Genomic DNA, 15,466 nt, shown 5'->3' with positions numbered 1-15,466 from the left:
CCCGCCCTCCTACCAGAGGGCGGTGAGCCGCTGGGGGCTGCGGGACGTGGTGCCGCGCCGCCACTCCACCTCTTCGGCGGGTCGCGCCAGCCGGAGGCCGGGGAAGCGGGCGGCGAGACGGTGCAGGGACAGCTGGAGTTCGAGCCGGGCCAGCCAGGCGCCCAGGCAGTAGTGCGGGCCCGCGCCGAACGACAGAGTGGGCGCCTCCAGAGGGGCGAACAGGTCGTCGGACTGCCGGGGCGGGAACACGTCGGGGTCGCGGTTCGCCATGCCGCAGTCGGCGAGAACCACCGAACCCGCCGGAATCCTCACGCCTCCGACCTCCGTGTCGGCAGCGACGTGGCGCGCGGTTCCCCGGTCGTCTCCCAGCTGAATCAGATGCAGCAGCCGCTCCGCCAGCACCCCCGCGGCCTGTTCGTCCGCGCCGAGGCGGGGCCAGGTGTCCGGCCGCTCACCGAGCAGATAGAGCAGGGAGTTGCCGAGCATCGTCATCGTGCTGTCGTGTCCGCCCACGACCAGTCCGCAGACGAGGTGAACCAGTTGCGATTCCGGAATGCCGCCCTCCTCGTCGGCCGCCCGGACGAGCACGCTGGTCAGATCGCCGCCCGGCGCTCTCCGGCGCTCGGCCAGCAGCGCCCTTCCGAACGCGGCGAACTCCGCCAGCGCCGCCTGTGTGTCCTCCTCGGGGTGGGTGCCGTCGGAGAAGGCGTACTGGGTCCAGTGGCGCAGCCGTTCCCGAGCCGGGACGTCGAGTCCCATCAGCCGGCTGATCACGTCGACCGGGAGCGGAAGGGTGAAGCGGGCCACCAGGTCCACCGGCGGTGCGCTGTCGGCGAGTTCGTCCAGGCGCTGCTCCACGATCGATGCGATCCAGGGCCTCCACCGGGCGACGGCCCTCGGCGTGAACGCGCGTCGCAGGGTGCGGCGCAGGCGCAGATGGTCCTCTCCGTCCTGGTTGAACATCAGGTCGAGGCTGCCGACCAGGCCGGACTGCCCCGGCAGGGGCGGCGCGTCCGGGGTGTGGAGCCGGGAGCGTCCGAACCGGGTGTCGGTCAGGACCATGCGTACGTCCGCGTACCGGCTCACCAGCCAGGCACTGGTTCCGTCCGGCAGCGTGACGGGCGTGGGCGGTCCGGGCGGGTCGAACCGGAGGCGGTGCAGCGGGTGCGACGGTGGGCCGCCGGCCGTGCCGGTGTCGTGGGAGCGGGTCACGGGGCCTCCTGGCCTGCGGAGTGACGGGGCTGGAGCCGGGCATGCGGGCGCAGGGGAGCGCCGGGCCTGCGGGCAGACGCGCGGTCGGGAGCGGGGCTGCGGCCCGGCATACGGACGAACGCACGGCCGGAACCAGGGCTGCGGCCCGGCATACGGACGAACGCACGGACGAGAGGCGGATGCACCGGAACAGTGCGGGAACAGGCGGAAGGAGACGGCGGTCAGAGCTCGACCAGCACCTTGCCCCGGCTCGCTCCCGTGTCGCGGTAGAGGCTCCGGTAGGCGTCCGGGATGCTACCGAAGCCGTGGTGGAGGGTGTGACCGCAGCGGACCTCGCCGCGTCGGATCCTGCCGCCCAACTCGTCGTGGAGTGCGCGCCAGTTCTGCTCGGTGAACCACTCCAGCGAAAAGATGCCCCGCACCGATGTGCGCGGGAACATGACGTACGGAAGCAGCCGTGGTCCGGTCGTCTCCCCGCCGACCTGGGTGGCCCACTGCCAGCAGACGGCCACCTGACTGTCGACGTTGAGCAGGGGGAATACGCAGTCGGTGACGGTCCCGCCGAGGTTGTCGAAGTATTTGTCGACTCCGTCCGGTGCGGCACGCAGGAGTGCGTCCCGTACGGCTTCGGGGCTGTCCCCGTGGCGGTAGATGACGACCTCGTCGAATCCCAGCTCGTCGAGGTAGTCCGCCTTCGCCGTCGTCGACGTGGTGCCCACCACCCGGGCGCCCGCGAGCCTGGCCAGTTGTCCGACCAGTGAGCCGACGGAACCGGAGGCTCCACTGACGACGACGGTGTCCCCCGCGCGGACCGACATGAACTTGGTCAGGGTGCCCCACGCTGTCATGCCGGGGCCGCCCATGGAGCTCAACGCGGTCGGGAGCGGCAGCGTTTCGTCGTACCAGCCGGGATCCAGCCGGCGGAAGGCGGGGAAGACCATGGGGAACGTCCCGGTCTGCCAGGGAGTGGCCGCGCCGGTGCTGACGAGGTGGGAGCGCCAGCCGCCGAATCCCTGCACCAGGTCACCGGGCCGGTGGGCGGCCAGTGGACCCGCCTCCAGCACCTCCATGATCGAGTCGGCGCCCATGTGCGCGCCCAGAGGGGTGTCCAGCGCGATGCCGTGGAGGTAGGGGTCCACGGATACATAGCGTGTTCTCAGCAGCATCTCGTCCGGGGCGAGATCGATGTCGAGCTCCTCCGCCACCTCCTCGTAGACCTTCTCGACGTCGGGGACGCCCTCGATGTGCTCGCGCACCACCCATTTCCTGACCCTCATCCCTTTTCCTTCCTTTCGGCGGGAATCATGCGTTCCGCTGTCGCGGGCCGTGTGTCCGGTCGGGGGCCCACCGGAATGACGCGGTGGGTCGGGGGCGGCCCGCTCTCGTCGAGGGAGGCGGTGAAGCTCCGGCCGTCGTCACGGCAGATGAACTGCATGACGTGCCGGCCCGCCGCCGCCGCGCGGATCAGGCCGCCCGTCGTCGCCCAGACGCCGGACTGGTAGAAGTTCCGCAGTCCGGGCAGTCCGGGGCCGTGCTTCTTGATGAGCTTCTCCAGCGTCTCGCCGCTCTCCACGAAGGGCTGCCAGCCGAGTACGGTGCCGTCGTAGTTGCCGGTGTAGCGGACCTGGGTGAGCGGGCTCGACACGTCGCGCACCGCGATCGCGTCCGAGATGCCGGGGTGGTGCCGTTCCAGGAAGGCGAGGAGCACGTCGCGGGCCCGCCGCTTCGCCGCGTAGTACCCGCGGCCGTGGCGTACCGGCAGGGTGTGCAGTTCCTGGCCGCCCCGGGTCCGGGTCGCCTGTTCCGGCCCTTCGTCCAGGGCCCGCCAGGGGGCGATGTCGCAGAAATAGGTGACATAGGCGATGCTCGTCCCCGGGGGCGAGAGTTCCGGGTAGTGCCTGTTGCGGAACTGGACGTTGATGCTCGGGTGCCGGATGCCGGTCAGGCCGGCCGACTCCGCCTCGTCGAGCAGATAGGTCGTGCAGGGGTCGGCGTCGGGAAAGTCACGGCGCAGGCCGAGGAAGAGGGTGAAGTAGCCCGGAAACACCATGCCGGGTTCGCGGAGCGTGCGGGTGTAGAGGCGGCGGTACGCCTTGTTGAGGTAGCGGCCGTCGAGCAGGTCCATCATGGTGGTGCGGCCGTCGCAGGCGGAGACGACGATGTCGGCGTGCAGTTCGCGCCCGTCGCTCAGCCGCACTCCGACCGCACGGTCGTCCTCGACCAGCACTTTCTCGACCTTGGCGTTGTAGGTGACTCGGCCGCCGAGCCTGCGGTAGCGCCGCTCGATGGACTCGGCCAGTCCGAGCGAACCGCCCTCGGGGACACCTGCGGAGAGGTTGGCGTGCGAGGCCAGCTGGAAGTGGAACGGCAGCACCGGGAACGCCGGATGCTTCTCGTACAGGATGAAGTTGAACGCCTCGCGCAGCAGGGGGTCCTTGAACCTCGCCGAGTAGTCGCTCATCAGGACGCCGATGGTTCTGCGCACGACGTTGAAGTACGGAAGGAAGGACGCCAGCATCCGCCAGCGTTCCAGTGGTGGCATCAGCCCGACCGGTTTGAGGAACGGGTAGACGGCGAGGCAGGCGCGGAACGCGCGCAGTTGTTTGCAGAAGTCCCGGATCAGGGCGGAGTCGGCGGGTGAGATGTCGGTCAGATGGGCCTGGAGCCGGTCGGGGTCCGAGTAGAAGTACACCGCCCGGCCGCATGCGCCCCGCACGACGTTGAACACGTCGAAATGCCGTACTTCCTTGCCCTGCAGCGCGCCCAGCTCCAGCCAGATCTGGTGCATCTCGTTGCCGGGCCCGCTGCCGAGGAGCCAGCTGACACAGGGGTCCAGGGTGAAGTCACCGCGGTCCCAGGCGGTGCAGCAGCCTCCCGGCAATTCATGCATCTCCAGGACGTGGGTGCGGTAGCCGTTCATCCGGGCGTAGCAGCCGGTGGACAGACCGCCGAGCCCCGCACCGATGATGATCATCGACTGCCGTGGGGAATGCGACATGGTCCTGCTCTCCTCGGTGTTCACGTGCGGGTGTCCCCGCGCGCGGACCATCTGTCGAGCTGGGGCAGGCGGCCCAGCTTTCCGGGATGCCACGGCTCGCCGCCCTGGCTCTCGGATGCCGTGAAGCCGCGTCCCAGCTCGTCGCAGAGGTACTGGATGACGAAGCGGCCGGTGGACGCGGCGCGGATCAGCCCGCCCATGCCGACCCACTGCCCGGCCATGGAGAATCCGCGCAGGCCCGGGAGGCGCATGCGGTCCTTGCCCACCAGCTGGGCCGCGATGTCGTCGGCTTCGGAGAAGGCCTTCCAGGCCAGGATGGAGCCCTCGTGGTTGCCGGTGTAGCGACGGGTCGTCGCCGGGGTGGCGATGTCGGTGAGCTCGATGCGCTCGGCCGTGCCCGGCAGGCGCCGTTCCAGGAAGTCCTCGACGAACGCGGCCACTTGGCGTTTCCGCGCCCGGTACTCCTTGCGGTCGGCGGCGCGCAGGGCCCTCCAGTAGCCGAAGTCGCTGAAGTAGGTGCAGTGGACCACCGAGCGGCCGGGCGGGGCGAATCCGTCGGAGTAGTGGGAGCGCAACTGGACGACCAGGCTGCTCTGGAGTGCGCCGGGAAGCCGGGCGGCGTCCTCGGCGGAGAGCAGGTAGGTGGTGCTGTGGGCCCGGTCGGGGCCCAGGTCGCCCCGTAGCCCGACGAAGGCCGAGACCACTGCGGGGAACAGGGTGCCCGGGCGGTGCAGCAGTTCGTTGTACAGCTTGTCGATCCGCGGCCCGGTGAACCGTCCTTCCAGCAGGCCGTGGATGGTGGTGTGGCCGTCGCAGGCCGAGACGACGTGGTCGGCGTAGTACCGCCTGCCGCCGCGCAGTTCGATGCCGACGGCACGTCCGTCCTCGACCAGGACGCGTTCGACCCGTGCCCGGTAGGTGGTCCGGCCGCCCAGCGCGTGGTAGCGCTCCTCGATCGACCGGGCGAGCCCCAGCGAACCGCCCTGCGGGAAGCCTGCGTTGTGGTGATGGGCGCTGGCCATGTTGAACAGGTACGGGAGCAGCGGGAAGCCCTCGGGGTCCTGGAAGAAGATGTTGCGGAACGCCCGTCGGAGCAGCGGGTCCTGGAACCGGTCGGCGAACTCGTGCATGGGTGTCGCCGCCGTGCGCCAGAAGAGCCGGAAGGCGGGCAGGACGGTGCGCAGCGTCGCCGCTCTTTCGCGTACGGTCCGCAGGGCCGGTGCGGTCAGGAACGGGTACAGCTCGATGGCGGTGAACCGTCTGAGGTCCCGGCAGAACGAACGGATCAGGCGGGCGTCGGCGGGCGACAGCGCGAGCAGGTGCCGCTCCAGCCGGTCCGGATCGTTGTAGAAGACCACGGACCGTCCGCTCTCGTCGACGACCCGGTTGAACATCTCGAAGTTGGTGATGGTCTTGCCGTCGAGCGCGCCCAGTTCGCGCCATACCTGGTGGGCGTCGTTGCCGGCGGCCGTGCCGATCAGCCACTCGATGCAGTAGTCGAAGAGGTAGCCGTCGCGCGACCAGGCCGTGCAGCAGCCGCCGGGGAGCACGTGCTTCTCGAAGATGCGGGACCGCATGCCGTTCATCTGCGCGTAGCAGCCGGTGGACATTCCGGCGACCCCGGCGCCGATCACGATGACCCGGGGTGCGCCGTCCGCCCGTCGCGGACCCGCGCTCCACGCGTCGTCCTCGTCACCGGTCATGGCCGCCACCGCTCCGGAGGATGCCACGCACCAGCTCGGCGTTGCGGGCCGCGTACTTGGGGTCGAGCATGTCCGCGTGGGGTCCGGAGCCGCGCAGCACGGCCGTGTCCGTGGTGGAGCTGCCGTACCAGGTGCCGCGCTCGCCCGCGGCGTAGAGCGCCGCCTTGTCCTCGTCCGTGACGACGCTGACGGTCGCGGACACCTCGCCCAGATTGGGGGTGCGGCCGCAGAACTCCAGATATTCGGCGGCGTGGTCGAGGGTCTCGCGGGCGACGATCTCCGACCCTGTGTGCTTGAGAAGGTGTTCGGCCAGTTCCGCCTCGAAGATCTCGAAGTGTTCGCGTCCGGGTGTGTAGGGCTCCAGGATGCGGTGCGAGTCCAGGACGATCACATGGGCGACGTCGCGTCCGCGGCCTTCGAGTTCCTTGGCCACCTCGAATGCGAGATTCCCGCCGAGTGAGTAGCCGAGGAGGAGGCATCTGCCTTCCGGCCGGAGGGATTCGACGAGGTCGGCGTAGCGGGCCACCTTGTTCTCGCCTGGGATGTAGCTGAAGGCGATCAGCCGGTGCTCGGGCAGGTGGGTGGCGAACGTGCGGTAGACGAGTCCGTGGCCGCCCGCCGGCGGGAAGCAGAACAGTGTCGGCTCGCGCTCGCTGTTGAAGGTCAGGAAGGGCAGGTCGTCCGCGCTGCCGCCGGTGGCCAGGCGCTCCACCGTCGCGGCCATCCCGTGCAGGGTGGTGACCCGGTAGAGGAGGCTGACGGGAAGGGCGACGCCGAACTCCCGCTTCAGCCGGTGGATCAGTTCGATCAGTTTGATCGAGCTGCCTCCGGCTTCGAAGAACTCGTGCGCGGGGCCGACCCGTTCCAGTCCGAGAAGCTCCTTCCAGTGCTGGGCCATGCTCTCCTCGAACGGTGTGCGGAGCGCTTCCTCCGGCTCGTCCTCGATGGCGGAGCGGGGCGCGGGCAGGGCTGCGGCGTCGACCTTGCCGTTGGCGGTCAGCGGCATTTCCGGCAGGGCGACGAAGTGCGCGGGAATCATGTACGCGGGCAGCAGTTCCGCGAGGTGGCGGCGCAGCGCGCGCACATCCAACACCGCTCCGTCCGCCGGGACGCAGTAGGCGCAGAGCGCGTCCTCCCCCCGGGCGTCGGGGCGCACCGTGACGACCGTGCGGGCCAGCTGGGGCCACTGGGCCAGGTGTGCCTCGATGTCGCCGAGTTCGATGCGATGGCCGCGGAGTTTGACCTGGTCGTCGACCCGCCCGAGCAGATGGACCCGGCCGTCCGCGTCCCAGCGCGCCGCGTCGCCGGTGCGGTAGAGGCGTACGGGGCCGGCGCCCGGCGCCCGGCTCAGTGTCCGGGTGACGAACCGCTGGGCCGTCTGTGCGGGATCCCCCGCGTAGCCGAGTGCGACGCCGTCGCCGCCGATCCACAGCTCGCCGGGCACACCGGGCGGCACGGGTTCACCGTGCTGATCGAGTACATGGAGGGTGCTGTTGCCCAAGGGGCGCCCGATCGGCACGGTCCGGCCCGGTTCCAGGTCGTCGACCGGTCCTTCGAAGAAGGCACTGTCGATGGTGGCCTCGGTGACCCCGTAGGAGTTGATCAGACGGGTACGGGGTCCGCACAGGTCGCGCAGCCTCCGGTATTCCCCGGCCTTCCACGCGTCGGACCCGACGACCAGCAGACGCATGAAGTCCAGCCTGAGGTCCTCGCGTTCGCAGTGGTCCATGAGACCGCGTACGACCGCGGGGACGAACTCCGCGCAGTCGACGCGTTCTTCGCGCATGATCCGGTACAGGCGTTCGGTGTCGAAGAGCAGATCGCGGTCGGCCAGCACCAGGCTGCCGCCCGAGCACAGGGCGCGTACCAGGTCGCCGGTGAAGACGTCGAAGGAGGGGGCCGCCATCTGGAGGTGCACCCGTACGTCCTGGTCCAGCCGGTATGCGTGGAGCCAGGCCGCGTACGCCGAGGCGAGGTTCCGGTGGCTGACCCGGACGGCCTTGGGGTGTCCGGTCGAACCGGAGGTGTGGATGACGTACGCGGGCGAGTCGAGGTCCGCCTGGGTTCCGGGCGCGGGTTCCCGGACGCCGTCGGCCGCGGGCGCCGCGGCGTGCAGCTCCCGCAGGGTCAGGGTCCTGGCCGACAGCCCCGTCACCCGGTCCCGGTCCTCGTCGTCCCCGACGACGACGAGGACCGCGGACGTCGTCGAGACGGTGTGGGCGACGCGGTCGGCCGGGTGGCCCGGCAGGATGGGCAGATAGGCGCCACCCGCCTTGAGCACCGCGAGCAGGGCGACGACGAGGTCGGGCGACTTGTCCAGGCACAGCGCGACGACCGAGCCGGCGCCGACTCCCAGTCCCCGCATCCGCCGGGCCAGCTCGCCCGCGCGACGGTCCAGTTCCGCGTACGTCAGTCTCAGCGACGGTCCGGTCCGCGCCGGGACGGTGACGGCGACGGCGTCCGGGCGCCGCGCGGCGACCTCGCTGATCAGCTGATGCACCGGGCGGACGCGTTCCGTCCCGTCCTCCCCCGCCCTGCGGGGCAGGACGGCGCGCCCGGCTCCACTCCACTCGCCGATCAGCCGCTCCCGTTCCTGGGCGTCCAGCATCTCCAGACGCGTGGTGGGGTGATCGGCCGGGGCCCGGGTCATGCTGTCGAGGAGGGTGGTGTAGTGGGAGGCCGTCCGCCGCATGGTCCGGGCCGTGAACAGGTCGGTGTTGTACTTGAGGACGCAGTGGAACCGGTGCTCCGCCTCGTCCTCGTAGACGGACAGGGTGACATCGAACTGCCCCTCTTCCTCAGGGAGTTCGATGTAGTCGAGCCGGTAGCCGTACTTCTCGGTGGAGACCTTGTGGGTCAGCAGGATGAACATGGCCTGGAACACCGCGGAGCGGCTGGGATCGTGCTGGAGTCCCAGTTCGTCGACCAGCAGGACGAACGGGTACTCCTGGTTGTCGAGGCCACCGAGCACGGTCGTGCGGACCTGTTGCAGCAGTTGGGCGACCGACGGATCGCCGGACAGATCCGCGTGCAGCGGGAGCGGGTTGACGAAGTAGCCGTAGACGGAGGCGAACTCCTGCTCGGTCCTGCCGGTGACCGGGCTGCCGACGATGACGTGGTCCTGGCCGGAGTAGCGCTGCAGAAGCACGTAGTAGGCGCTGAGCAGCACCATGAACGGGGTCACGTCGTGCTCGCGGGCCAGGGCGTGCACGCGGGCGGTGAGGGCGGTGTCCAGTACGAAGAACTCCGAGGCGCCGTTGTGTGTCTGCACGGCGGGCCGGGGCCGGTCGACGGGGAGCTCCAGGACGGGCACCTCGGCCGGCAGGTGCGAGCGCCAGTAGTCGAGCATGCGCTGTGCCGCGGGTCCGGCCAGGAAGCGGTTCTGCGCGTTGAGGAAGTCCAGATAGCGCGCGGTGACCGGGGGCAGCGAGGGCGCGCGGCCCTGGCGCAGCCCCTCGTACACCGCGAGGAGTTCCTCGATGAAGGTGAACGTCGAGATCGCGTCGGAGATGATGTGGTGGACCGCCTTCATGATCAGCCAGCGGTCGTGGCCGCGCTTGAAGAGGCGGAAGCGGAAGAGCGGGTCGCACTCCAGGTCGTAGGGCTTGCGGTATTCGGTCACGATCGTGCGGTGGATGTCCTCCCACTCCTGGTCCTGCACGTCGAAGAGCGCGACGTCGGGGCTCCGGTCGGGCGACACCTGCTGCAGCGGCAGGCCGTCCACCGTGAGGAAGTTGGTGCGCAGTGCGGGATGGCGTGCGACCAGGCGTCGGACGGCCTCGAACATCAGGTCGGGGTCGAGGGCGACGCGGACCTCGACCGCCCCGCCGATGTTGTACGCGTAGCCGTCGGGGTTGAGCTGCCTGAGGAACCACAGGGCCTTCTGGTTCTGCGTCAGCGGATGGCGCAGTTCGTCGTCGAAGACCTCCACCACCGCCGCGCCGGCACCGCCGGTCGCGCGCGCCGCCGCTTCGGCCAGGGTGTCGTGGAGCTGTGTGATCAGTTCGCCGGCCGGTGTACCGCTCAGCAGGGCCACCACGGGCAGCGCGACGCCGAGTTCGGAGCCGAGCCGGGCGCGCAGTTCCATCGCGAGCAGCGAGTCGAGCCCCAGCACGTTGAGCCCGGTCCGGGCATCGATCTGATCCGGGCCCGTGCGCAGCACCGCGGCGGCCGCCGCGGTGAACCGCCGGGTCACCAGGGCGAGGCGTTCCGTCGCGTCCGCGTCGCGGAAGGCGGTGAGAACGTCCTCGCTCGTCCCGACGGCCGCCGGGGCCTGCGCCGTCGTCGCCAGTTCGGCCACCAGGGCGGGCGGCGAGGCGTACCAGGCCAGGAAGACCGGCCAGTCGACGATCGTCGCGACGAGCAGGTGGGACCGGTCCTGACCGATGACGCGTTCCAGGACCGCCATGCCGACGTCCGGTGCCAGCGAGCTCATCCCGCGGCTGTGGAGATAGTGGTCGACGAGTCCCAGCTCCTCGATCATGCCGGTGGCCCACGGTCCCCAGTCGATGCTCAGCCCCGGCAGGCCGAGCGCCCGGCGGTGCTGGGCCAGCGCGTCCAGGAACGCGTTCCCGGCGGCGTAGTTCGTCTGGCCGGCGGTGGTCAGCAGTGACGCGATCGAGGCGAACAGGACGAAGTGGTCCAGGGGTTCGTCGCGCAGGTGCCGGTGCAGCAGGTACGCGCCGACGGCCTTGGGATCGTGTGCCGCGGCGAACGCCGGGCGGTCCATGTCCGTGACGAGTGTGTCGCGGACCTGCCCGGCCAGATGGAACACGCCGCGCACCGGCAGCGGGTCGGTGAGCCTGTGGGCGGCGAGCCAAGCGGTGAACGCCGCCTCGTCGGTGATGTCGAGCGGCGCCAGGAGAACCCGTGCGCCGAGCGCCTCCAGCTCCTTGACGAAGGCCGCGGCACGGCCCTCGGCGGTGGTGGGGCCGAGACCACGCCAGGCGGACCGTTCCGGCAGTTCGGTGCGTCCCATCAGGATCAGGCTGCGCGCCCCACGCCGTACGAGGGTGCGGCACAGCAGGCGGCCGAGCGCTCCGAAGGCGCCGGTGACGAGGTAGTTCGCGTCGGCGCGCAGCCGCAGCGGAAGGGGGCGCGTCAGCCCTTCGGCGCGCCGCATCCGGCTGGTGTAGCGGCCGGCGCCGCGCAGCGCGATCTCCTCCTCGTCGTCGGTCAGGATCTCGTGCAGGAGCGCCTGTGCGTCGGCCCGGCGTCCCTCGGCTCCCTGCCGCAGGGGATCCAGGTCGATGAGCTTGCCCCGGTGGGAGACGAGTTCCTGGTGCCTGAGCACCCGGCCGATCCCCCATGCGGGCGCCCCGAGCGGTTCGACGGTCTCACCGGGCTCGACGTGCTGTGCGCCGCGGGTGACGATGTGCAGCCGGCCGTCGTGGCCGTGGCCGAGCAGCGTCCGGGCGAGGGCGATCAGTGAGTACGCCCCGGTGTCGCTGTGCCGTACGAGGTCCTGCCGCGAAACCTCGGCGAGGTGCGGCCGGTCGAGGTTCCACAGATGGACGACGGTGACAAAGGGCGCCCGATCACCCCGGTTGCCGTCGCCGCCCCCGCTGTCCCCGGCATCCCTGCCGTCCCTGCCGTCCCTGCCGTCCCTGCCGTCCCTGTTGTCCCTGCCGTCCGGGGCCAGGTCGGCGAAGAGCTGCTCCATGTCCGCGACGGACCCCGGGACGACGGTGAACGCAGTCCCGTCGTCATCCCTCTGGTACCGGTCTCCCGGACGCACGAGGCGGCAGCGCTCGCCGCGCGCGGTGAGCAGGTCGCTCAGGGCGTCGCCGACGCCTTGCCGGTCGGCGAACACCAGCCAGTCGCCGCCCGTGGAGGCGGGGCCGCCGCCGTGGGCGCCGGCCGCGCGGGTGTCCTCTTCCTCGGTGGCGTCGGTCTCTTCCTCGGTGGCGTCGGCCTCGGCGGCGTCGACGGGCCTGTCGGTCCAGACGATCTCGGTGAGCCAGGAGTCGATCGTGCCGAGTCCGACGGCCGTCGCGGCCTTCTCCACGTCGGCTGCCCGGAAGCCGACGATGCCGCCGAGGGGTTCACCGTCCTCCGTGTGGACGGCGATGTCGCCGATGAGTCCGTCCCCGTCGCTGTGGGTCACCCTGGCATGGACCCAGACCGGCCGGTCACCCACCGGGGCCAGGCACACCTCGTCGATCGACAGGGGCAGCCGGACAGCGGAGGACCGCCGGTCCGCGGCGTCGTCGTGGAGCTGCGTCGTCAGCAGTGTCTGGAAGCAGGCGTCGAGAAGCACGGGATGGATGTGGTGGCGGGTCGCGTCGTCACCGATCACCGCGGGTGGCCGGAGCCGGGCCACTGCCTCGCCGGAACCGATCCACACCTCCTCGACGGCACGGAACGCGGGGCCGTAGTCGTACCCCAGGGTGCCCAGCGCCGCGTAGCATTCCTCGCCGTCCAGTCGGCGTCGGATGCGTGCCCGCAGGGCGGCGATGTCGACGGGAGGTCCGGCCGGGCGCGGCTGCCCCGAACGCACGACACCACTCGCGTGCACCGCCCGGTCGCTCTCGTCCTCCCCCGCCGAGGCGACGGTGAACGCCGCGTTCTGCGAGGAGAGCGTCAGACGCACGGCACGGTCCTCGCCCTCGGGGAGGAAGAGCGCCTTGCGGAACTCGATGTCCGTCAGGACGACGTGGGTGCCGCCGGTCAGGGAGCGGACCGCCTGTGTGGCCATCTCCAGGTAGCCGGCTGCCGGGAAGACCACGGTGGACTGGATGCGGTGGTCGTCGAGGTAGGGAAGCCGCTCGGTGTCGAGCGTGGTGTGCCAGGTCGGTTCGGTGTGGGTCGTGCGGCGGCCGAGCAGCGGATGGACGGCGTGGCCGAGACGGACCTGTGCGACCGGACCGGGCTCCGTCCAGTGGCGGTCACGCTTCCACGGGTAGCGGGGTAGGGCCACCGGAGTGCCCACGGGGTGCAGGACGTCCCATGCGACGGGAAGGCCGAGATGGTGCAGTTCGGCCAGCGAGGCGGCGAAGCGTTCCGGCTCGTTCTCCTGACGGCGGATCGAGGGCAGGGTGTGTACGGTCCTCCCCCGGCCGTCGAGGCATTCCCGGATGGAGTGGCTGAGCACCGGATGCGGTCCGATCTCCAGGAACAGCCCGTATCCGTCGTCGGCGAGCCGGTCGACGGCCGAGCGGAAGCGGACCCGGTCCCGGACGTTCTTCCACCAGTAACGCGCGTCCAGCTCGCTGCCGTGCGCCATGCCCTCCTGGCCCGTCAGATACAGCGGAACGGTCGCCTCCCGAGGCTCCAGCCCGTCCAGGGAGGCCAGCAGCTCGTCCTTGATCGCCTCCATGCCGGCGCTGTGGTAAGGGACCTGCACGGTCAGGAACTTGGCGAAGACCTGCTCGGAGCGGAGCCCGTCCGCCAGCTCGGCCAGCGCGTCCCGGTCCCCGGCGAGCGTGACCGCGCCGGGGCTGTTGACCGCGGCCACGGACACCCGGTCCCCGTACGCGGCAGCCCGGAGCTGTGCCTCCTCCTCGGGCAGGCTGACGGCGAGCATGGTGCCGGTCCCGGTGAGGGTCTGCTGGAGCCGGCTGCGGTGCAGCACGATCCTGACCGCGTCCTCCAGGGTGTAGACCCCCGCCTCGTAGAAGGCGGCGACCTCGCCGGTGCTGTGGCCGACCACGGCGTCGGGCCGCACACCGTAGCGACGCCACATGGCCGCGAGTCCCACTTGGAGGGCGAAGTTCGCCGGCTGCGCGAGCCATGTCTCGCCCATGCGCGAGCCGGCTTCGTCGGCCGTCATCTCCTCGATCAGCGACCAGCCCGCGAGCGCGCGGACGGCCCGGTCGCAGCGGGTGACGGCCTCCCTGAACACCTCGTCGTCCTCGAACAGCCGGCGGCCCATGCCCCACCACTGCGGCCCCATTCCGGTGAAGACCCAGACCAGGCCGCGCTGTTCGCTGTCGAGTCGTCCGCCATGGACGACCCGGGGGTGGGATTCCTTCCGCAGGAAGGCGGCGAGCGCCTCGTCCAGGTCGTCCTGTGCCGTGTACACGACGGTGAGCCGCGCATCCAGGTGCTGGCGGCGGCGTGCGAGCGTGAATCCGAGGTCGGGCAGCGCCGTCCCGGGCCCGTGGTCCTCCGCCAGCCGGCTGCGGATGGCCGCCGCCACTTCCGGCAGGGCGTCCGGGGTGCGTGCGGTCAGCGGAAGGAGGTTCCAGGACCTTCCGGCGGAAGCGTTCCGGCGGACTTCCCGCTCGGGTGCCTCCTCCAGCACGACATGCGCGTTCGTGCCGCCGAAGCCGAAGGCGTTCACTCCGGCGCGTGCGGGGCCCTCGTGTTCGGGCCAGTCGGTCGGCTCGGTCGGGATCAGGTACGGGGAGGAATCCCGGTCGATGGCGGTGTTGATCCGGTCCAGGTTGATGTGGGGCGGGATACGGCGGTGCTGGAGGCAGAGCACGGTCTTGATCAGCCCGGCGATGCCCGCTGCGGCTTCGGTGTGCCCGATGTTCGCCTTGACGGAGCCGACGTAGCACGGGGCGCCGGGCCTGCGGCCCACGGCCAGCGCCCGGCTGAGCGCGTTCGCCTCGATCGGATCGCCGACCGGCGTGGAGGTGCCGTGCGCTTCCACGTACTGGAGGGCGCCGGGGGTGATGCCCGCTGCCGCGCAGACCCGTTCGATGAGGGCGACCTGGGCATCCGCGCTGGGTACGGTGATGCCGTTCGTGCGGCCGTCCTGGTTGACCCCTGTGCCGAGGATCACCGCGTGGATGGGATCGCCGTCGCGTACGGCGTCGTCCAGCCGCTTGAGCGCGACCATTCCGACGCCCTCGGCCCGTACGTAGCCGTTGGCCGCGGCGTCGAACGTACGCGAGCGTCCGTCGGGAGACAGGAAGCCGCCCTTGGACTCGGCGATGGTGTACTGCGGTGCCGCGTGCAGCAGCACGCCACCGGCCAGCGCGAGATCCGTCTCCCGGTTGTTCAGGCTCTGGCAGGCCAGATGCACCGCGACCAGGGAGGAACTGCACGCGGTGTCGATCGACAGGCTGGGCCCCCGGAAGTCGAAGCAGTACGAGAGCCGGTTCGAGACCATCGTCATCATGGTGCCGGTCGCGGTGTGCGCGGCCAGGGAGGCGAAGCTCAGGTCGGAGAACTGAAGGATCTTGTAGTCCAGGGTGAACGCGCCCACGAACACCGCGGTATTGCTGCCGGCGAGCTCCGAGGGCCGCTGGCCGCCGTCCTCCAGCGCCTCCCAGGCGACCTCCAGGAGCTTGCGCTGCTGCGGGTCCATGTGGTCGGCCTCGCGCGGGCTGATTCCGAAGAAGCCGGGGTCGAACTCGTCGAAACCGTCGATGTACCCGCCCCGGCCGCCGACCAGGCGTCCGGGCTTGTCCGGGTAGCCGCTGCCGAGCGTCGAGACGTCGTAGCGGTCCGGGGGCGTGGGTGTGATGCAGTCCTTGCCGTCCATGAGGTTCTGCCAGTACGTGCGGTGGTCCGATGCACCGCCGGGCAGTCGGCAGCCCATGCCGATGATCGCTACTTTTTCGCTCGCAGAGGCACTGTTCACGTCGGGCAAGTCGTACTC

At 70.7% G+C, this 15,466-nt stretch carries 5 protein-coding genes; all 5 read right to left on the bottom strand.

The features are described from left to right. Positions 1–9: 9 nt before the first annotated feature. The 5 genes from ACFVUT_RS17845 to ACFVUT_RS17825 all read right to left on the bottom strand — a co-directional run bounded on the left by ACFVUT_RS17845 (position 10) and on the right by ACFVUT_RS17825 (position 15,457). Entirely contained in the window at positions 10–1,212 is a 1,203-nt protein-coding gene (locus ACFVUT_RS17845; protein WP_389649685.1) for a cytochrome P450, read from the bottom strand. A 221-nt stretch (positions 1,213–1,433) separates the two neighbouring features. Next, positions 1,434–2,489: an MDR family NADP-dependent oxidoreductase gene (locus ACFVUT_RS17840; protein WP_389649688.1), complete on the bottom strand. Its 1,056-nt coding sequence runs from the start codon at positions 2,487–2,489 to the stop codon at positions 1,434–1,436. Next, a complete protein-coding gene (locus tag ACFVUT_RS17835) occupies positions 2,486–4,210 on the bottom strand; it encodes a phytoene desaturase family protein (RefSeq protein ID WP_389649691.1) in 1,725 nt (574 codons plus the stop codon). Before ACFVUT_RS17835 ends, ACFVUT_RS17840 begins: the two co-directional genes overlap by 4 nt. Positions 4,211–4,230: 20 nt before the next feature. Next, the gene (locus ACFVUT_RS17830; RefSeq protein ID WP_389649694.1) at positions 4,231–5,913 is read right to left on the bottom strand and encodes a phytoene desaturase family protein; all 1,683 of its coding nucleotides are present in this window, start codon (positions 5,911–5,913) and stop codon (positions 4,231–4,233) included. Beyond that, on the bottom strand, positions 5,903–15,457 hold the full coding sequence (locus tag ACFVUT_RS17825; RefSeq protein WP_389649697.1) for an amino acid adenylation domain-containing protein: 9,555 nt from the start codon (positions 15,455–15,457) through the stop codon (positions 5,903–5,905). Before ACFVUT_RS17825 ends, ACFVUT_RS17830 begins: the two co-directional genes overlap by 11 nt. Positions 15,458–15,466: the final 9 nt, after the last annotated feature.

It is taken from the genome of Streptomyces sp. NPDC058051 (assembly GCF_042885475.1).
Taxonomy (GTDB): domain Bacteria; phylum Actinomycetota; class Actinomycetes; order Streptomycetales; family Streptomycetaceae; genus Streptomyces.
Note: the sequence above shows the minus strand (reverse complement) of the source record. Positions and strands in the feature narration are given on the sequence as shown.

Bases quoted from the DNA above. Each gene is read 5' to 3' on its own strand.
- ACFVUT_RS17840 (WP_389649688.1), bottom strand. From the start codon at position 2,489: ATGAGGGTCAGGAAATGGGTGGTGCGCGAGCACATCGAGGGCGTCCCC.
- ACFVUT_RS17835 (WP_389649691.1), bottom strand. From the start codon at position 4,210: ATGTCGCATTCCCCACGGCAGTCGATGATCATCATCGGTGCGGGGCTC.
- ACFVUT_RS17830 (WP_389649694.1), bottom strand. From the start codon at position 5,913: ATGACCGGTGACGAGGACGACGCGTGGAGCGCGGGTCCGCGACGGGCG.